Annotated in this window: 14 protein-coding genes; 8 read left to right on the forward strand and 6 right to left on the reverse strand. The window is 65.8% G+C overall.

All coding sequences use genetic code 11. The annotated features are described in order from the left end of the window. The first annotated feature begins 17 nt into the window (after positions 1-17). From BMY71_RS02515 to BMY71_RS02535, 5 genes are all read left to right on the forward strand, one after another. Positions 18-626, forward strand: coding sequence for a PAS domain-containing protein (locus BMY71_RS02515; RefSeq protein WP_092681486.1), 609 nt, complete (start codon positions 18-20; stop codon positions 624-626). A 270-nt stretch (positions 627-896) separates the two neighbouring features. After that, entirely contained in the window at positions 897-2,315 is a 1,419-nt protein-coding gene (locus BMY71_RS02520; protein WP_092681488.1) for a malonyl-CoA decarboxylase, read from the forward strand. 49 nt (positions 2,316-2,364) lie between these two features. Further along, a complete protein-coding gene (locus tag BMY71_RS02525; protein ID WP_092681490.1) occupies positions 2,365-3,282 on the forward strand; it encodes a pirin family protein in 918 nt (305 codons plus the stop codon). Between the two features lie 68 nt (positions 3,283-3,350). After that, a complete protein-coding gene (locus BMY71_RS02530) occupies positions 3,351-4,268 on the forward strand; it encodes a phosphoribosylaminoimidazolesuccinocarboxamide synthase (RefSeq protein WP_092681492.1) in 918 nt (305 codons plus the stop codon). Between the two features lie 247 nt (positions 4,269-4,515). Beyond that, a complete protein-coding gene (locus BMY71_RS02535; protein WP_092681730.1) occupies positions 4,516-5,298 on the forward strand; it encodes a crotonase/enoyl-CoA hydratase family protein in 783 nt (260 codons plus the stop codon). A 102-nt stretch (positions 5,299-5,400) separates the two neighbouring features. Here the strand turns inward: BMY71_RS02535 and radC are convergent, their stop codons facing one another. Both radC and BMY71_RS02545 read right to left on the reverse strand, forming a co-directional pair. Then, positions 5,401-6,120 (reverse strand): RadC family protein, encoded by a 720-nt coding sequence (gene radC / locus BMY71_RS02540; RefSeq protein WP_092681732.1) that lies wholly within the window; start codon positions 6,118-6,120, stop codon positions 5,401-5,403. Positions 6,121-6,258: 138 nt separating this feature from the next. Continuing rightward, positions 6,259-8,067 (reverse strand): methyl-accepting chemotaxis protein, encoded by a 1,809-nt coding sequence (locus BMY71_RS02545; RefSeq protein ID WP_092681494.1) that lies wholly within the window; start codon positions 8,065-8,067, stop codon positions 6,259-6,261. Between the two features lie 391 nt (positions 8,068-8,458). Between BMY71_RS02545 and ku the strand changes: the two genes are divergently transcribed. Then, positions 8,459-9,445 (forward strand): non-homologous end joining protein Ku, encoded by a 987-nt coding sequence (gene ku / locus BMY71_RS02550; protein ID WP_092681496.1) that lies wholly within the window; start codon positions 8,459-8,461, stop codon positions 9,443-9,445. A gap of 271 nt (positions 9,446-9,716) precedes the next feature. On the opposite strand, the gene map is transcribed toward ku, so the two are convergent. Next, positions 9,717-10,541, reverse strand: coding sequence for a type I methionyl aminopeptidase (gene map / locus BMY71_RS02555; RefSeq protein WP_011500588.1), 825 nt, complete (start codon positions 10,539-10,541; stop codon positions 9,717-9,719). 97 nt (positions 10,542-10,638) lie between these two features. Then, complete coding sequence (locus BMY71_RS02560; protein WP_092681498.1) at positions 10,639-11,952, reverse strand: mechanosensitive ion channel family protein; 1,314 nt, start codon at positions 11,950-11,952, stop codon at positions 10,639-10,641. Positions 11,953-12,368: 416 nt separating this feature from the next. Between BMY71_RS02560 and BMY71_RS02565 the strand changes: the two genes are divergently transcribed. Further along, positions 12,369-14,159, forward strand: coding sequence for a potassium/proton antiporter (locus BMY71_RS02565; protein WP_092681500.1), 1,791 nt, complete (start codon positions 12,369-12,371; stop codon positions 14,157-14,159). Here BMY71_RS02565 and mepA read toward each other — a convergent pair whose 3' ends face one another. Further along, a complete protein-coding gene (gene mepA, locus BMY71_RS02570) occupies positions 14,160-15,113 on the reverse strand; it encodes a penicillin-insensitive murein endopeptidase (protein ID WP_092681734.1) in 954 nt (317 codons plus the stop codon). It abuts the gene before it with no gap. A 403-nt stretch (positions 15,114-15,516) separates the two neighbouring features. Between mepA and BMY71_RS02575 the strand changes: the two genes are divergently transcribed. Beyond that, positions 15,517-17,745 (forward strand): putative bifunctional diguanylate cyclase/phosphodiesterase, encoded by a 2,229-nt coding sequence (locus tag BMY71_RS02575; RefSeq protein WP_092681502.1) that lies wholly within the window; start codon positions 15,517-15,519, stop codon positions 17,743-17,745. Between the two features lie 183 nt (positions 17,746-17,928). Here BMY71_RS02575 and BMY71_RS02580 read toward each other — a convergent pair whose 3' ends face one another. Further along, positions 17,929-18,873: a YiiX/YebB-like N1pC/P60 family cysteine hydrolase gene (locus BMY71_RS02580; protein WP_092681504.1), complete on the reverse strand. Its 945-nt coding sequence runs from the start codon at positions 18,871-18,873 to the stop codon at positions 17,929-17,931. Positions 18,874-18,954: the final 81 nt, after the last annotated feature.

Consider the following 18,954-nt stretch of genomic DNA (forward strand, 5'->3'; position numbering starts at 1 on the left):
GCGCGGGGAGCGGGCCCATGCAGCGTTTCGTCTGCGAACAGAATATTCTGCATTTTCAGAAACTTCTCGACGGGCCGACCGACGCGACGCTGCGCCGGACATTGCTGACCCTGCTGTCGTCCGCCAAACGCGAGCTTGCGCTGCTCAATTCCCACACCTCGGGCGCCGATCTGTCGCCCGCGTTGTCCCGCCGCAAACACACCGGCGACCTCGAATCGGTGCTCAGGCAACTCCGGCCCAGCTTCGAAACATCCGCACATCCCTACATGCTGATCCATCCAGGCCCGGGACTGAAGATCATCGACATCAACGCCGCCTTTAGCCGCGCCACCTTCTCGGATCGCCGCGATATTGTCGGCAGACAGCTGTTCGAGGTGTTTCCCGACAACCCGGCGATCGGGACCGCCGACGGCGTCAGCAATCTGTACGCATCGCTGCGCACCGTGGTCGAAACCGGCCAGCCGCACGCGATGATCGTGCAGCGCTACGACGTTCGCAATCGCACCGGCAATTTCATCGAGCGCTACTGGCAGCCGATCAACACGCCGGTTCACGATTCCGGCGAACGACTGATCTGCCTGTTGCATCATGTCGAGGATGTCACCGCCGAAGTGCTGGCGAACTAGACATCCCGTTGGCCCTCTGAATCGTCATCCTGAGGCGTACGCCGAGGGCGGGCCTCGAAGGATGCGGCGGCCAAATGCCCCGCGATTACTTGCGGCCGCATCACCAATCCATCGCGCGCCGCAGCGACCCGCCGGTCCGATCACGAAGCCGTGGCGAAACCTTCCGCGACCTTACGCGTCTGGAACAGGTCGCGTGGAGTCTCTATGATTTCCACCGCAGCTCGCGGTCCGCGCGCGACAAAATTCAAATCGAAGCCAGGGGAGACATCCATGCCGTCAGCGAGCGTCGATCGCGCGTCGGAGATTCTCGGCGGGCTGCTCACCAGCCTCACCGAACGCGGCCGCAATCTGTTCCGATCGAGCGGCGACCAGCCGAAGACCAAAGAGGAGCTGATCGCGCTCGGCGAGGCGCTGCTGTCCCGTCGCGGCGAGGCCACCGGCGTCGCGATGGCGAGTTCGCTGCTATCAGGTTACGACGGCGCCACCGACGAGGATCAGCTCGGCTTCCTCGATGCGCTCGCCGAACATTTCGGGCCGGACCTCGCGCAGCTCACCGCGGCCGTCGAGGCGTTTCATGTCAGCGGCGCGTCGGCGGACGCAGCCGGACAATTGCTCAAGGCCGCCGAGCCGCGCCGGCAGGAGCTGATCCGTCGCCTCAATCTCGCGCCGGGCGGCACCGCGTCGCTGGTGCAGATGCGCGAGACGGTGCTGTCGCATCTACGCGACCATCCGCAGCTCAAGCATGTCGACGATGATTTCGTGCATCTGTTCACCTCGTGGTTCAATCGCGGCTTTCTGGTGCTGCAGCGGATCGACTGGAATACGCCGGCCAACATTCTCGAAAAGATCATTCGCTACGAGCAGGTCCACGCCATCCATAATTGGGACGATCTGCGCGCGCGGCTCGCCCCGGCGGACCGGCGCTGCTACGGCTTCTTCCATCCGCAGCTCGTCGACGAGCCGCTGATCTTCGTCGAGGTGGCGCTGACGCTCGACCGGCCCGCGGCGATCGCGCCGCTGCTCGATCTCGGTCGCGAACCGATCGCCGCCAGGTCGGCGACCACCGCGGTGTTCTACTCGATCTCCAACACCCAGAAGGGTCTCGCCGGAATTTCCTTCGGCAACTTCCTGATCAAACAGGTGGTCGAGGAGATCAAGCGCGAGCTCCCCAATGTGCAGAGCTTCGTCACGCTGTCGCCGGTGCCGGGCTTCGCCAAATGGCTGAAGCGCGAACGCGCCGCGGACGAGTCGGCATTGCTCGACGACACCGCGCGCGCGGCGCTCGAGGTGCTGGATACGCCGGACTGGTTCGATCAGCCGGAGCTCGCCGAGCAGATCAGGCCGATCATGCTGCCGCTCGCGGCCGCTTACTTCCTGCAGGCCAAGAACCCGCGCGGCCAGCCGCAGGATCCGGTGGCGCGGTTCCATCTCGGCAACGGCGCGCGGCTGGAGAGCCTGAACTTCCTCGGCGACCGCTCGCCGAACGGGATGCGGCAATCCCATGGCCTGATGGTGAACTATCTCTACGCGCTCGGCGAGATCGAGGACAATCACGAGGCCTTCGTCGAACGCGGCCAGGTCGCCGCCGCCTCGGCGGTGCGGCGGCAATTGCCGTCGAAGCCGCTGTCGAGCGAGCCGCGCAAGAGCAACGGCGCCGCCAGACGCGACGGCGCGCAGACCCCGGCGTGACGCCCAGACCGGCGAACGATTGAAGCTTTTACATTCGGGAGACGCGACCATGAGCTGGATGCCCACTGACGACCCGTTGCTCGGCGACCCGAAAACCTGCGACGCGCTCGAACTGATCATCGTGCCGCGCACCCGCGATCTCGGCGACGGCTTCGCGGTGCGCCGCGCGCTGCCGCACGGCAAGCGGCAGATGGTCGGGCCGTTCATCTTCTTCGATCATTTCGGCCCGGTGCAGTTCATTCCCGGAAAGGGCATGGACGTGCGGCCGCATCCGCATATCGGCCTTTCCACCGTCACCTATCTGTTCGACGGCACGATCATGCATCGCGACAGCGAGGGCAACATCCAGGAGATCGCGCCCGGCGCGATGAACCTGATGACCGCCGGCCGCGGCATCGCGCATTCCGAACGCACCCCCGAAATGCAGCGCCGCGACGGCCAGTCGATGCTCGGCCTGCAGAGCTGGATCGCGCTGCCGGCCGGCTCCGAGGAGATCGCGCCGTCGTTCCAGCACTTCGCCGCCGCGACGCTGCCGACCGTGACCGACACCGGCTTCACCGCACGGGTGATCGCAGGCAACGCCTTCGGCGAGGCCTCGCCGGTGACGATGGTGTCGCCGTGGTTCTACGTCGAGGTCAACGCCCGCGCCGGCGCCACCGTGCCGCTCGATCCCGACCACGAGGAGCGCGCGATCTACCTCGTCGACGGCGAGATCGAAATCGCCGGCGACCGCCACAGCGGCCCCAGCCTGCTGATCTTCCGCCCCGGCGACCGCATCACCGTCCGGGTCGTGACCGACACACGGATGATGTTTCTCGGCGGCGGCGCGCTGGAAGGACCGCGCCATATCTGGTGGAATTTCGTCTCCTCCAGCAAGGAGCGGATCGAACAGGCCAAACAGGACTGGAAAACCGGCCGTTTCGCCGCTGTTCCGGACGAGAGCGAGTTCATTCCGCTGCCGGAATGATACACTCTCGGCTTGGTTCGTTCGCGCCGCCGGTCCACCGGCGGACGCCTGTTGCCTGAAAGACCGCCATGACCACGATGCTGACGAGCGACCTGCCCCTGAACAAGATCGGGCGCGGCAAGGTGCGCGACATCTACGCCGTCGACGACGAGCGGCTGCTGCTCGTCACCACCGACCGGATCAGCGCGTTCGACGTGGTGATGGACGAGACCATTCCGATGAAGGGCGCGGTGCTGACCCAGATCAGCGCCTGGTGGTTCGATCAGCTCGGCGGCGTGGTGCCGCACCATATGATCAGCGCCGACGCCGCCGAGATCATCGACGCCGTCCCGGCGCTGAAGGATCATCGCGCCGCGCTCGCCGGGCGGGCGATGCTGTGCCGGCGCACCACGGTGTTTCCGATCGAATGCGTGATCCGCGGCTACATCACCGGCTCGGCCTGGAAGGAATACGCCGCCTCCGGCACGCTGGCCGGCGAGACGCTGCCGGCCGGCCTGCAGGAGAGCGAGCGCCTCGCGCCGCCGATCTTCTCACCGGCGACCAAGGCCGAGACCGGCCATGACGAGAACATCACCATCGCCCGGATGCGCGAGATCGTCGGCGACGAGACCGCCTATACGCTCGAGAGCATGACCCGCGCGGTCTACACCCAGGGCGAGGCGATCGCCCGCGAGCAGGGCATCATCATCGCCGACACCAAATTCGAATTCGGCCGCGATGCAAATGGCCGGATCATCCTGATCGACGAGGTGATGACGCCGGATAGTTCGCGGTTCTGGGCCGCCGACAGCTACGCGCCGGGCCGGTCGCAGCCGTCGTTCGACAAGCAGCCGCTGCGCGACTATCTCGACGCCGAACGCCGCGCCGGCCGCTGGAATGGCGAAGCGCCGCCGCCGAAGCTGCCGGCCGAGGTGGTCGCCGCGACCAGCGCCCGCTATCTCGACGCCTATCGCCGGTTGACGGGGACTGATCTGGTGGTGAAGTAACAGCTTCCGTCATCCCGGGGCGCGCGAAGCGCGAGCCCGGGATCCATACCCCCCTGGCGTCGCGGCCAGGCACGACGACTCGACACAAGTGCATCACCATCAGCACTGGGAATATGGATTCCGGGCCTGCGCCCTGCGGGCGCATCCCGGAATGACAACCGAGGGGGCTGCCTTTTACAATGATCAAGGCTGGCTGCCGAGCCGCAGCTGATATCCCCCCTGACCTCGCAAGACGATGGAGTTTCCGATGCCCCAGAACACGGTGTTGATCGAACGCGAAGGCCCGGTGACGATCATCTCGATCAACCGGCCGGAGCGCCGCAACGCGGTCGACGGCGCCACCGCGCAGAAGCTGTTCGACGCGTTCCTCGCCTTCGACGCCGACGAGACCGCCTCGGTCGCGGTGTTCACCGGGGCCGGCGGCAGCTTCTGCGCCGGCGCCGACCTCAAGGCGGTGGCGGCGGGCGACATCGAGAAGAAGCGCGAGATCGCCGGCCACAACACCATCGCGCCGATGGGTCCGAGCCGGCTGCGGCTGTCGAAGCCGGTGATCGCCGCGATCGAGGGCTATGCGGTGGCCGGCGGGCTCGAACTGGCGCTGTGGGCGGACATGCGCGTCGCCGCCGAGGACGCCACCTTCGGCGTGTTCTGCCGCCGCTTCGGCGTGCCGCTGATCGATCTCGGCACCATCCGGTTGCCGCGGCTGATCGGCCATTCGCAGGCGATGGACATGATCCTCACCGGCCGCCCGGTCTCCGGCATCGAGGCGCACCGGATGGGCCTCGCCAACCGCCTGGTCCATCGCGGCGAGGCGGCGCTGCACGCCATTACGCTGGCCAAGGAGATCGCCAAATTCCCGCAGGCCTGCATGCGCGCCGACCGGCTGTCGGCGCTGCAGCAATGGGACATGCCGGAAGAAGACGCGATCATGAACGAGATGCGCGGCGGCCTGCAGGTGATCGCCAGCGGCGAAACCCTGTCCGGCGCCGAACGCTTCACCGCCGGCGAAGGCCGCCACGGCAAGTTCTGACGGCGCGGGTCGGCCACAAGTACCCCGTCATGCTGAGGCGCCGCCGCGCAGCGGCGGCCTCGAAGCATCGGCCGCAAGTAACGATCCGAACGACGCGCCTCCTCAGATCAGCTTCAGCCCCTTCAAACTGGCGTGGCCGTTCTTGCCGACGATGATGTGATCGTGCACGGAGACGCCGAGCGGTTCGGCGATCGCGACGATCGTCCGGGTCATCTGGATGTCGGCCTGCGACGGCGTCGGATCGCCCGAAGGGTGGTTGTGCACCATGATCACCGCCGTCGCCGACAGTTCCAGCGCGCGCTTGACGATCTCGCGCGGATACACCGGCGTATGATCGACGGTGCCGACCTGCTGCAATTCGTCGGCGATCAGCTGATTGCGCTTGTCGAGAAACAGGATGCGGAATTGCTCCTTGTCGGCGAACGCCATCGTGGTGCGGCAGTAATCGATCACCGCCGACCATGACGACAGCACGGTGCGGCTCTTGACCTGCCCCTTGGTGACGCGCGCCGCCGCCGCCGCGACCAGCTTGATCTCGGTGATCGCCGCCTCGCCGAGCCCTGAGACTTCGCGCAGCCGCGGCTCGGGTGCGTGCATCGTTTCGGCGAACGAGCCGAATCGCGCGATCAGCGCCTTCGCCAGCGGCTTGACGTCGCGGCGCGGCAGCGCGCGGAACAGCACCATCTCGAGCAGTTCATAGTCCGACAGCGCGTCGGCGCCGGCCTCGCGAAAGCGCTCGCGCAGCCGCTCGCGATGGCCGTGATAATGCGGCGCCTCGGCGAAGCCGCTCTGGCCCAATTGCTCGTCGCTGTTTGCTGGCATACCCGCGCCGCGCTTGCTGATCAGCCTCAACCATGCCGTGCGCCACGCCTTTTGCAACCGGAAATACGCCGTGGTCCAACAACCAGGACAGTCAATCCGCGGGCCGAAGCCGGCTCGTCGGCGAGCCGGGCTTCGGCGCTATGCGGCGCGCACTGAATCGAGGAACCTGCCGACTTCCTGCTTCAGCCGATTGCTGTCGTTCGACAGCGACTGCGCCGCCGAGAGCACATGTGACGAGGCCGATCCCGTTTCGCTGGCGCCGTTCTGAACATCGGCGATATTGGAGCTGACCCGCTGGGTGCCTTGCGCGGCCTGCTGAACATTGCGGGAGATTTCCAGCGTCGCGGCGCCCTGTTCTTCCACGGCGGAGGCGATCGTCGCCGAGATTTCCGACAGTCTCTCGATGGTGCCGCTGATCTCCTTGATGGCTCCGACCGATTCCTGGGTCGCGGCCTGGATGCCGCTGATCTGCTGGCCGATATCGCCGGTCGCCTTCGCGGTCTGCTCCGCGAGCGCCTTCACCTCGGAAGCGACCACGGCGAAACCCCGTCCGGCCTCTCCGGCGCGCGCGGCCTCGATGGTGGCGTTGAGCGCCAGCAGGTTGGTCTGCCCGGCGATGGTGTTGATCAGCTCGACCACGTCGCCGATGCGGGCGGCCGCCTTCGACAATTCGCCGACCCGGTCGTTGGTCCTGCGCGCCTGATCGACTGCCTCGCTCGCCATCCGCGCCGAATCTTGCACCTGCCGGCTGATCTCGTTGACTGAAGCGCTCAGTTCCTCCGTCGCCGACGCCACCGACTGCACGTTGGTCGAGGCCTCCTCCGATGCCGCCGCGACCAATGTGGCGAGTTGCTGAGCCCTCGTGGCCGTCGACGTCAGTTTGCCGGCCGACGACTCCAGTTCGCTCGAGGCCGACGAGACGGTATCGATGATGCGGCCGACGGCGCCTTCGAAATCGTCGGCGAGCTTGTGGGTGTCTTTCCGACGCTGCGACGCAGCGATCTGATCCTGCTTCAGCAGCGCCTCCGCCTCGGCTTGGCCCTTTTCCTCCGCCTTGACCTTGAAGCGCTCGACCGCGCGCGCCACTTCGCCGAGTTCGTTGCGGGCGTCGAGGCCCGGCAGCGCCACGTTGAAGTCGCCTTCGGCCAGCTTGTTCATGGAGACGCTGAGCGAGCGCAATGGCCGGGCGATGCCGCGCAGCATGACCCAGCCGATCACCAGCGCGCTGACCAGCAACAGCCCCAGGAACACGATCGACACGGTGCGATAGAGCGCAGCCTTGGCCTCTGCGATCGCCACATTGGCGCCGGTACGGCGGTCGAGCAGCACGAAGAATTCGTCGATCGGCGCCATGATCTGCGCCTTGTACTTGTGGTAGTCGGCTGAATGCACCAGCTCGCGCGCCATTGCGGTGTCCGGCGCGCCGGTCTTTGTGAACTTGCCGTCACGGTCCTCGAACCTGCCTTTCACCGCGTTCATTGCGATGGTCTCGAGCTTGATCAGTTCATTGGAGTTGTTCTGGGCCTGTTTCAGCTTGCCGAACTCCTCCGCGGAGAATCCGCCCCGTTCCATCAGTTGCTGCAGCGAGGCGTTCACGCCATCGGGGCGCGGTTTGCGACCGTCGGCCGCCATGAAATCCCAATAGATGCGCTGATATTGATCGGGCCGCGGCTTCTCGCCATTGCGGATGGCGAGCACGTCCCAATACTGCTGTTCGAATTTGGCGTCGCCGGTCACGACATAAGTGCGCACCAGGCGCGTCAGGTCATCGGAACTCTGCCGAAGTTCGTCGGCCAGCAGATAGGATTGATAGCGCGACGTTTGCGCTTCGGAGATTTCGCCCTGCGCCCCCTGATAGAGGAAGAACGACGACAAATTGAGGAAGACGATCAACGCCAGCCCGAGGAAAACCGCAACCGACAGCGCTCTGATTGAAACCCGGGCCATTTTCTCTCCCCAACTGACCGTTCGCCAGCCCACCGGGTCTAAGTCGGCTTGGTGAAGTTTCTGCTACCAACGCCGGCGGCACTGATGCTACGCAACGAACCTCGTAGTACTACTTAGCGGCAATCAGTCGGCGTGATCGCGATGAGTTGGCGCAGATGAATGCGACCACTGACAACCGGCAGATGAACGGCGCCGGCCAGTTTCCGAAGCCACGGCGGATCTGAAGGTCCGCGAGGTTCCGGCAATGGGTTCCCGAACTGGTCGGGCGAGCGAGTCGTCGCCGCTTCGCGGTTGTTACGAAGCAGCCGGGAACCAATTCGGGTCCCTGCGCTTGAGTCCGCTTCGTCAGGTTCCGCGTATGTCGCGTCGTGTGTCAGTGGAGTAGGCGTCAATGGCCCCCCGCGCCAATTGGAAAGGCTTTTTGCGGCTTTCGCTGGTGACCTGTCCGGTGGCGCTGTTTCCCGCCACCTCGGACGCTGAGAAGATCAGCTTCAACCAGATCAACCGCAAGACCGGCAACCGGATCAAATACACCAAGGTCGACGCCGACACCGGCGAGGAGGTCTCCTCCGACGACATCATGAAGGGCTACAAGGTCGATACCGACAGCTACATCGAGATCACCAAGGATGAGCTCGATGCGATCGCGCTGGAATCGACCCGGACGATCGAGATCGATCAGTTCGTGCCGAAATCGGAAATCGACGATCTGTACCTGGTGCGACCGTACTACATCGTCCCCGATGGCAAGGTCGGACACGACGCCTATGCGGTGATCCGCGAGACCATCCGCACGATGGACCGGGTGGCGCTGGCGCGGGTGGTGCTGACCAATCGCGAGCATGTCATCGCGCTGGAGGCCCGCGACAACGGCCTGATGGGGATGCTGCTGCGCTATCCCTACGAGGTGCGCGACGCGTCCGAGTATTTCGACGACATCCAGGACGTCAAGATCACCAAGGACATGCTCGACCTCGCCCGTCACATCGTCGAACAGAGGTCCGGCCATTTCGAGCCCGACAAATTCGAGGATCACTACGAGGCCGCACTGACCGAACTGATCAACCAGAAGCGCAACGGCCAGCCGATCGCCCCCAAGGCGCGCCCGCGCGGCGACAATGTCGTCGACCTGATGGACGCGCTGCGCAAGAGTCTCGGCGGCGCCAAGCCCGCACCGGCGGCCGGGAAAGCCGCCTCTGCCGAGAAGCCCGCCGCAAAACCCGCCAGAACGAAAAAGCGCAAGACCGCTCCCAACCAAAAGGAAATGCTGCTCCCGATCAGCGGCGCCAAATCCGCCGCCGCAAAGCAAGACGCCGGCAAGGCCAAGAAGCCCGCGCGCAGTTCGACAGCGAGTAGCAAGGCGCGGAAAACGGGATAGTTCTTACGCTCTCCCAAAAACTTCAGTGCTTGGGTCGCCACCACCCCAACCCTCCCCCGCAGGCGGGAGAGGGAGTCCGGCCGGATGCGCGGCAGGCTTCATCGGCTGGAAGCGATCCACCACAATTTCCCCAAGCACAACGCGCCCCCTCTCCCGCTTGCGGGGGAGGGCTGGGGTGGGGGAAACCGCGGGCAGTGAGCGCGTGTCGCACACAGGCACGGCGCGCCGCGGCTTTGTCCAAGCTACGGCTGACGCGAGCGACGCGCGCCGCTCAGCCCTGCAATGGCGGCTTGTCGAGGCCCTTCGGCGACAGCGTGAAGATCTCGCAGCCGTCGGCGGTGACGCCGATCGAGTGCTCGAACTGCGCCGACAGCGAGCGATCGCGGGTCACCGCGGTCCAGCCGTCGGACAGGATCTTCACGTAAGGCTTACCGAGATTGATCATCGGCTCGATGGTGAAGAACATGCCGGGCTTCAGCACCGCGCCCTGCCCCGGGCTGCCGACATGGATGATGTTCGGCTCGTCGTGGAACAGCCGGCCGAGGCCGTGGCCACAGAAGTCGCGCACCACGCTCATCTGCTGCGGCTCGACGAAGCTCTGGATCGCATGGCCGATGTCGCCGGTGGTGGCGCCGGGCTTGACCGCGGCGATGCCGCGCATCAGCGACTCGTAGGTGACCTCGATCAGCCGCTCGGCTTTGCGGGCGATCGGACCGATCGGATACATCCGGCTGGAATCGCCGTACCAGCCGTCGACGATCATCGTCACGTCGACATTGACGATGTCGCCTTCCTTCAGCGGCCGGTCGCCCGGAAGGCCGTGGCAGACCACGTGGTTGATCGAGGTGCAGGTCGAATAGCGATAGCCGCGATACATCAACGTCGCCGGAAAGGCGCCGTGGCTGAAGGCGAAATCACGGACGAAATCGTCGATCAGCGAGGTCGGCACGCCGGGTTTGACGATATCGACCAGCTCGTCGAGGCATTGCGCCACGATTTGCCCGGCTTTGCGCATTCCGGCAAAGCCGGCGGCGCCGTGCAATTTGATCTGCCCGGTTTTGCGCAGGGAGGTTTCGGAGGCGTCCACGTAGCTCATCGGGCTGGTCTGGTTCGGGAAAACGGAGGATTTGAGGCCAATCTAGTCATCGCAGCGTTTCGCGCAAGCGAATGCAGGGCCGATCGGCAAAGAAGGCTCATTGCGGCACCTCGACGATGGTCTCGGCCGGCAGCGCGCCGTTGCGAACCCGGATTTCCCGCACCGGGTATGGAACACCGATGCCCTCGCGCTTGAAAGCGTCCCACAGCCCGAGCATCGCCTCGCTCTTGACGCCGTCCATGCCGTCGGGCTCTCCGATCCAGAAAGTCAGCGCGAACTTCATGCCCGTTTCGGTGAATTCGGTCAGGATACAGCCCGGGGACTTGGCCTTCGACGCGCGCGGCACCGCGGCGGCGACGTCGATCGCGAGCCGGCAGACGGTACGCGGATCGGCGTCGTAATTGGTCGCAAAGGCGACCTTCACCAGTGTGTTCTTGTCCGTATAGGTCCAGTTGACCACCTTTTGGGTGATCAAGTCCTCGTTCGGGATCAGGAATTCGCGGCCGTCGCCGGCGGCGACCGAGATGTAGCGAGTGTTCATCGCGCTGATCCTGCCGGAATTGTCGCCGATGGTGACGAGATCGCCCGGCTTCACCGATTTGTCGACGAGCAGGATCACGCCGGAGATGAAATTGGCGAAGATCTTCTGCAGGCCGAAGCCGATGCCGACGCCGACCGCGCCGGAGAACACCGCCAGCGCCTGCAGATTGATGCCGACCGCGCTCATCGTCAGCGCGATCGCGGCGGCCATCAGGCCGATCCGCATCAGCTTGATCAGCAGCACCTGGATCGACGGAGTGAGATCGCGCGACTGGTTGATCCGGCCTTCGAAGAAGTTGCTGGCGATACTGGCGAGCCACAGCGCGATCGCCAGCAGCACGCCGAGCTTGAGGATCAAGAACGGCGACAGCCGCAGCTCGCCGATCACGATCGCGACCGAATCCAGCGCGTCGAGCACGGGAAACAACTGCCCGATGATGCTGAGCGCCGCCACGCACCACGCCGATAGCGACACCACGCGGATCAGGAACGGGTTGCGCAGAATGCTGGTGACCAGCCGGATCATCAACCAGGCCAGCGCCAGCTTGGACGAAACGCCGATCAGATAGCTGCGGCTCGGCCAGGTCATCTGCAGCATCGCCAGCCGCACCGCGATCACCACCAGCGCGAAGATCGCGGTCCAGGCGCTGTCGATTACCACCCGCAGGAACATCCGCAGCGGCGCCGGCCACCCCATCGTCAGCGTGGTCATGTCGACCCGCGCCTTGATCAGCGCGCCGCCGCCGAGCCCGATGCCGAGCGCGGCGAGGATCATGCCGAGCTGGGCATAGAACCACGGGGAGGTGATTTCGGCGCCGACCGAACTCGCGGCCGCCAGCAGCGCCTCATAAGCCTGGGTGAGATCGATCATGGACGGTGCCGCGCTCCGGGGATTGCGACTTCTCTTAGCGGCCGGCCGGGATTTCGGCCAGCAGCTCGGAGCCCGGCGCGCCCTCACCCCAGCCCTCTCCGCAAGCGGGAGAGGGAGCGCGCTGTGTGGGCTGCGACGCTGTGCGTTCTTTCTGATCTGGTAAGGGCACTGCATCTGCGGTGCGTTCGGGCACTTCGTTGCCCCGGCCGCGGCCAAACTCCCTCTCCCGCTTGCGGGGGAGGGTTGGGGTGGGGGCTCGCGGGCACTGCGTTGGTTCGAGCCTAACTGTCGTCTCGGCTGAGCGATCGACAATCGCATGACCGGAATTGATCACCCTGCCGAGAATGCGGTTGGCGATGCAGCAATGACGGCGATAAGGATGCGACAGCGGTGATTTGCTCGTTTACACAGAGGCGATGGATTCTCTCGACACGGTCAGCATAACGATCCTGCTCGGCGCGATCCTGGTGATGGCGGGCATCCTGTCGAGCCTGCTGGCGCTGCGTTTCGGCGCGCCGTTGCTGCTGGTGTTCCTCGTGCTCGGTATGCTGGCCGGCGAGGCCGGGCCCGGCGGTCTGAGGTTCGACGATCTCAGCACCACCTATCTGGTCGGCTCGGTCGCGCTGGCGCTGATCCTGTTCGACGGCGGGCTGCGCACGCGATTCCAGACCATCAAGGCGGTGCTGGCGCCGTCGATGGGGCTGGCGACGGTCGGCGTGCTGCTGACGGCGCTGATCACCGCGCCGGTCGCCCATTACGCGCTCGATCTGAGCTGGACCGAGGCGCTGCTCGCCGGCGCCGTCGTGGCCTCGACCGACGCCGCCGCGGTGTTCCTGCTGGTGCATTCGCAGGGGCTGCGGCTGCGGCCCCGCGTCGGCGCGACGCTGGAGGTGGAATCCGGCACCAACGATCCGTTTGCGGTGTTTCTGACGCTGATGCTGGTCGAGCTGATCACCCGCGGCGGCAGCACGATCTGGTACGTGATGTTCGAGTTCGTCCGCGAAGCCGCGCTCGGCACGGTGATCGGCGTGGTCGGCGGCCGCGCCGTGGTGATGGCGCTGAACCGGGTGGCGCTGCCACAGGGGCTGCACGCGCCGTTCGTCACCACTGCCGCGCTGGTGGTGTTCGGCGCCGCGCAGATGCTGCACGCATCGGGCTTTCTCGCGGTCTATCTCGCCGGCATGATCATCGGCAATCAGCCGACCCGCGCGCACAATTCCGTGGTGGCTTTTCTCGACGCCGCGACCTGGCTGGCGCAGATCGTGATGTTCGTGCTGCTCGGCCTGCTGGTGTCGCCGCAGCGGCTGATGATGAGCATCGGGCCGGCGGTGCTGGTGGCGCTGGCGCTGATGCTGGTGGCGCGGCCGGTCGCCGTGTTCCTGTGTCTGGCGCCGTTCCGCTTCAACTGGCGGGAACGCCTGTTCATCGCCTGGGTCGGACTGCGCGGCGCGGTCGCGATCTTCCTCGCCTCGATCCCGATGATGGTCGGGCTGCCGAAGGCGCATCTGTATTTCGACGTCGCCTTCGTGGTGGTGATCATCTCGCTGCTGCTGCAGGGCTGGACGCTCGGGCCGGCGGCGCGAAAGCTGCACATCGCGCTGCAACGCACCGACCGCGGCCCGCGCCGTATCGAACTCGATCTGCCCGGCCAGCTCGAGCAACAGCTTGTCGGCTATGCGGTGCGGCCGAAAAGCCTGTTCCTGCGCCGCGGCCTGGTCCCGTCCTGGTCGAAGCCGACGCTGGTGATCCGCGACGAGCGCATCCTGACGCCGGAGGAGGCCGATCCGGTCGCGGCCGGCGATTACGTCTATCTGCTGGCCCCGCCGGAAAAGGCTGAGGCGCTCGACCGCTTCTTCGTCGACATGCCGCCCTCGACTGCGCCCGATCCGCATCTGCTCGGCGATTTCGTCGTGCCCGGCGAGACCACGCTCGGCGATCTCGCCGCCGCCTACGGGGTGAGCGTGCGGGCCGGCGAAGAAGCGCTGACGCTGGCGGATTATTTCGACATCCATCTCGACCGCGCGCCGACCGTCAATGCCACGGTGGCGCTGGATTCGATCGTGCTGGTGGCGCGCAGCCTCGGCGGCGGCCGGGTCAATGTGGTCGGCCTGCGGCTGCCGGAAGACGACGACGCGCCGCCGCCGACGCGCGTTCAAAAGGCCCGGCGCAAGCTGTCCAAGGTGTGGTCGACGCTGTCGGGGGTGTGATCAGTCCGGCTTCTGGTCCGGCGCGTTCAGCACCGCGCGGCATTCCGCCGGCAGGTCGGCGAGCGTCATCGGCTTCCTCGGCTTGGGCGGCTCCTTCGGCGGCTTCGGATGCAGCACCGCGTCCGAGAACCAATAATCGAGATCGGCGCCGCAGCCCTCGCCTTGCGGCGGTTCGGGCTGCGCCTCGCAGCCGATGGCGCCGGGCGGGCATTTGATCCGGATGTGGAAGTGATAGTCGTGGCCGTACATCGGCCGCACCTTGTTCAGCCAGCCGCGGTCGCCTTTGGCCTCGCGGCACAGCGCCTTCTTGATCGCGGCATTGACGAAGATGCGCTCGACCGCGGGCTCCTGCGCGGCGGCGCGGATCACCCGGTGATGCGTCGGCGTCCAGGCAGCGGGATCGATATCGAGCCGGTCGCGCCGCACCATCATCACCGCGGACATCTCCTCGCGCTCGTTGCGCGACAATTGCCGGTTCGGCATCGGCGTCAGCCAGATGTCGGCGTCGAGCCCGACCTGATGGCTGGCGTGGCCGGTCAGCATCGGCCCGCCGCGCGGCTGCGACATGTCGCCGACCAGAATGCCGGGCCAGCCGGCCTCGCTGTTCGCCCGCTTCGACAGCCGCTCGACCAGCGCCACCAGCGGCGGATAGGCCCAATAGCGGTTGCGCGACAGCCGCATCACCTGCCAGGTGGCGCCGGTCAGCGGCAGCGCCTCGCCGCCGGCGAGGCAGCCCCTGGCGTAGAATCCGATCGGCCGCGCCGGCAGCGCCGCCGGCAGATAGCGCCGGGCGAACAGCTCGCGCGCGGCGAGCTCGGGATCATTCGGATTGGCGAGCGGCGGCAGCGGCCTCGGATTGACCGTGCCCTTGTCCTGCGCCCACGCGGCCGCAGCCGAGGCGCTGAGCAGCGCGGCGGCAAGCAACCATCGGGCGGGAATCGATCGGCGACGCATCGCCATCCTATAGCTGAATCGGCCGGTCAAATCAGCCATGCGACCTCCAGGCGATCAGCGCGGCCATCGGTCTCACGAAGGGGCGCAAGCAAAGCCTGCATATGATACCGTGCTGGCACCCTCCGTTAACTTGAAACTAACCAGTTGCACAGGTGGCGCAATTTCGGGCTGAAACGCCCCCTGCGCCTCTCCGTTGCGCAATAGCCGTGCAGCACGCATTCTGACACCTGCGAACACCCGCCTGAAGTTTGCAAATCGCTGCGAAGCGTCCTGCACTGCCTTGTTTACAGGCAGGCCCACCCGACACGCAGCGACATCTGACAATGTCGGTCAAAACGCTACACATTTCATTCAGACACATCTTGCACAACCGGTTCGCAGATCGCGTGTGGGGCGTGGGGAAATGCCGCAAATTCGGCTGAAGGCGAACAAGACCTCGAAAAGGTGCGCGGGCGCAGCGGTCCGGAAGCGCCGCCGCGCCGTGCGGAAAGGCCCCGGACCATCAACCGTTCCGAAACGGCCGGTGCGCGCGGGCCTGGCCGCCGAGCGTGAGCGCGCCGTCGCGCAGGCGCTGGCCGAGGCGCGCAAATCGCATGAGCGGCTGCGCGAGGCGATCGACCTCGTACCGCAGGGAATCGTGTTTCTCGATTCCGAAGGCCGCTACATTCTGTGGAACAAGCGCTACGCCGAGATCTACAAGGCCAGCGCCGATATGTTCAAACCCGGCGCGCGGTTTCAGGACACGCTCCGGGTCGGCATCGCGCGCGGCGACTATCCGGAGGCGATCGGCCGCGAGGACGACTGGATCGCCGAGCGGATGCAGCGGATGTTTCATCCGAGCCACAGCCACGAGCAGATTCTCGCCGACGGCCGCTGCATCCAGATCGAGGAATGCACCACCTCCGACGGCGGCGTGATCGGCCTGCGCGTCGACATCACCGAGCTCAAGCAGCGCGAAGCGTCGTTCCGGCTGATGTTCGACAGCAATCCGGTGCCGATGATCGTCTGCGCGCTGCGGGACGAACGCATCCTCGCGGTCAACGACGCTGCGGTCGCGCATTACGGCTATTCGTCCGTCGAATTCGCCCAGCTGACGCTCCGCCGCCTGCAGGCGTTCGAGTCCGATCTGCCCTGGGCCGGCGATCACACCGACGACGAGCGCGCGGCGCGAACCTGGAAGCACGTCAAGGCCGACGGTTCGCTGATCGATCTGGCGATCTATTCGCGGCAGCTCACCTATAACGGCGAGCCGGCGGTGCTGCTGGCGCTGATGGACATCACCGAACGCAAGCGCGCCGAGATGCGGCTGGCATTCATGACGCATCACGACGGGCTGACCGGGCTGCCGAACCGCAATCTGCTGCGCAAGCGGCTCGACGAATTGCTGGTCCACACCCGGCGCGCCAGCGACAAGATCGCGGCGCTGTTCATCGGCATCGACCATTTCAAGGCGGTCAACGACACGCTGGGCCACGCGATCGGCGACAAGCTGTTGCGCGGCGTCGCGCGGCGGCTGCGCTCGACATTGCGTGAGGAGGACCTGCTGGCGCGGCTCAACTCCGATGAGTTCGCGGTGGTGCAGACCGGGATCAGGCGGCCGCAGGAGATCACGCTGCTCGCCAAGCGGCTGCTGAACGCGATCGCCGAGCCGTATCTGCTCGACGGCCATTCGGTGGTGGCCGGCGCCAGCATCGGCATCGCAGTCGCGCCGGTCGACGGCGACGATTCGGAAAAGCTGCTGATGAACGCCGACATGGCGCTGTCGCGCGCCAAGAACGACTCACGCGGCAGCTTCAGCTTTTTCGAGCCGGGGATGGACGCCCGCGCCCAGGCCCGTCGCAAGATCGAGACCGAGCTGCGCACCGCGCTGCGCAACGAGGTGCTGCGCCCCTATTATCAGCCGCTGGTAGAGCTCTCGAGCGGCCGGATTTCCGGCTGCGAGGCGCTGGTGCGCTGGCCGCATCCGGACCGTGGCATGATCTCGCCGGCGGAATTCATCCCGGTCGCCGAAGACACCGGCCTGATCAACGCGATCGGCGCGCAGGTGCTGCGCCAGGCCTGCCTCGACGCCTCGCGCTGGCCCGGCGACATCCGGGTCGCGGTCAATCTGTCGCCGCTGCAGTTCAGGGTCGGCAATCTGATGGCGACGGTGATGGACGCGCTGAAATACGCCGGCCTGCCGCCGCATCGGCTCGAAATCGAGATCACCGAGACGCTGCTGCTGGAGAAGAGCAGTCAGGTGATCGCCACGCTGCACGCGCTGCGCGCGCTCGGCGTCCGCATCTCGATGGACGATTTCGGCACCGGCTATTCGAGCCTGAGCTATCTGCGTAGCTTCCCGTTCGACAAGATCAAGATCGATCAGTCGTTCGTACGCGACCTGTGCAACAATCGCGAGGCTCAGGCGATCGTCCGCGCGATCATCAGCCTCGGCATGGGGCTCGGCGTCACCATCACGGCCGAAGGCGTCGAGACCGAAGCCGAATTGAGCTGGCTGCGCGCCGAAGGCTGCCACGAGGCGCAAGGCTTCCTGTTCAGCGCCGCGCGGCCGAACGAGGAGATCAAGGGGCTGCTCGATCTGCAACAATCCGCCGTGCCCGACCAGCAATTCGCCGCCGCCCGCGTCGCTTAGAGCGTTTTCGAGCGAAGTGGATACCGGTTCGCGTGAAGAAAACGCGTCAGAACAAAAAGTTAGAGCTCCGGTTCTGATTCTATCAGAACCGGAAAAGCTCTAGCAGCCCGGCGAACCAGGCGGCCCATCCTTCGAGGCTCGCTGCGCTCGCACCCCAGGATGACGGAGAGCGCCTTGCGAAGCTCAGGATGACGCTTCGAGGGGCGCGAGCGTGCGGGGCTCTGGATGTTGCCAGTGCGTGCGGCTCATGATCACGGCCGGCGCCTGATTTGCGCCGCCCATTGCCGGCGCTTCCGCGTCAATCGTTTCAGGAGCGAACGACGACGCATTTTCCAGGTCGTCTTGAAACGTGTTGAACGGGCCCGCCACCTCCGCGAGCGGCTTCTGCTTGTCGGCCCAATGCAGCGACGTGTAGTCGAAGCCGTTGATGATGGTCGGCTTGACCACTTCGAAATAGGGCGAGATGTCGAAGTCGCGCGGCATGTACAGCGACGAATCGCGGATGTGCAGGATCTCGCGGCGCGCCTTGCGGCTGCCGGCGCGGGTGATCTTCGGCAGGATCGGATAGCGCACCGAGTCGAACGCCTGCGCGATCAGCGCCGAGCAGATGATCTTGGTCGGATCGCCGGAGCCGAGCGCGATCATCCGCCGGCGCCAGCGTTGCGGCACCGGCAGCGGAACCAGATAGCGCATCAGATCGATGATGTTCTTGGTGTCGTAGCCGAAGCCGATCCGGTTGATCGCGTAGCGGCACACCGTATGGCGGTCCTCGTGGGACAGGCCGACCGGGCGACAGATTCGGGTGTGATAGCTCAGATGCCGCGACAGCGGCGACGAGGAGACGCCCTCGCCGATATTGGCCTCGATCAGCACATGCGGCTCGCCGTCGGGCTCGGTCGCGCCGTCGATCGGCCCGACATACAGCGCGGCGTGCGACCAGGTCGACTGCGTGAGGTATTTGATGATGCCGGAGATCCGCGCATTGCCTTCGACCAGCAGCACGTCGCCGGGCTGCATGATGCTGCGCAGGTGATCAGGATCGCTCGGCGTGAACGGCTCGTAGCCCGGCTCTTCCTTTTGCAGGTAGTTGGCAATGACCTTGCCGATGGCATCGAGCACAACGCCCATCTGTTCACTCCCCGCGGCATCGAAACGCTGCTGTTGCCCGGTTCATGATTGTCGAGAGCCGTTGCAATTTAGTTCATTGGC

The sequence above is a fragment of the Rhodopseudomonas pseudopalustris genome (assembly GCF_900110435.1).
In the GTDB taxonomy this organism is placed as follows: domain Bacteria; phylum Pseudomonadota; class Alphaproteobacteria; order Rhizobiales; family Xanthobacteraceae; genus Rhodopseudomonas; species Rhodopseudomonas pseudopalustris.

What these genes read in the sequence shown, in the direction of transcription:
- BMY71_RS02515 (WP_092681486.1), top strand. Translation starts at nt 18, where the DNA reads ATGCAGCGTTTCGTCTGCGAACAGAATATTCTGCATTTTCAGAAACTT.
- BMY71_RS02520 (WP_092681488.1), top strand. Translation starts at nt 897, where the DNA reads ATGCCGTCAGCGAGCGTCGATCGCGCGTCGGAGATTCTCGGCGGGCTG.
- BMY71_RS02525 (WP_092681490.1), top strand. Translation starts at nt 2,365, where the DNA reads ATGAGCTGGATGCCCACTGACGACCCGTTGCTCGGCGACCCGAAAACC.
- BMY71_RS02530 (WP_092681492.1), top strand. Translation starts at nt 3,351, where the DNA reads ATGACCACGATGCTGACGAGCGACCTGCCCCTGAACAAGATCGGGCGC.
- BMY71_RS02535 (WP_092681730.1), top strand. Translation starts at nt 4,516, where the DNA reads ATGCCCCAGAACACGGTGTTGATCGAACGCGAAGGCCCGGTGACGATC.
- radC (WP_092681732.1), bottom strand. Translation starts at nt 6,120, where the DNA reads ATGCCAGCAAACAGCGACGAGCAATTGGGCCAGAGCGGCTTCGCCGAG.
- BMY71_RS02545 (WP_092681494.1), bottom strand. Translation starts at nt 8,067, where the DNA reads ATGGCCCGGGTTTCAATCAGAGCGCTGTCGGTTGCGGTTTTCCTCGGG.
- ku (WP_092681496.1), top strand. Translation starts at nt 8,459, where the DNA reads ATGGCCCCCCGCGCCAATTGGAAAGGCTTTTTGCGGCTTTCGCTGGTG.
- map (WP_011500588.1), bottom strand. Translation starts at nt 10,541, where the DNA reads ATGAGCTACGTGGACGCCTCCGAAACCTCCCTGCGCAAAACCGGGCAG.
- BMY71_RS02560 (WP_092681498.1), bottom strand. Translation starts at nt 11,952, where the DNA reads ATGATCGATCTCACCCAGGCTTATGAGGCGCTGCTGGCGGCCGCGAGT.
- BMY71_RS02565 (WP_092681500.1), top strand. Translation starts at nt 12,369, where the DNA reads ATGGATTCTCTCGACACGGTCAGCATAACGATCCTGCTCGGCGCGATC.
- mepA (WP_092681734.1), bottom strand. Translation starts at nt 15,113, where the DNA reads ATGCGTCGCCGATCGATTCCCGCCCGATGGTTGCTTGCCGCCGCGCTG.
- BMY71_RS02575 (WP_092681502.1), top strand. Translation starts at nt 15,517, where the DNA reads ATGCCGCAAATTCGGCTGAAGGCGAACAAGACCTCGAAAAGGTGCGCG.
- BMY71_RS02580 (WP_092681504.1), bottom strand. Translation starts at nt 18,873, where the DNA reads ATGGGCGTTGTGCTCGATGCCATCGGCAAGGTCATTGCCAACTACCTG.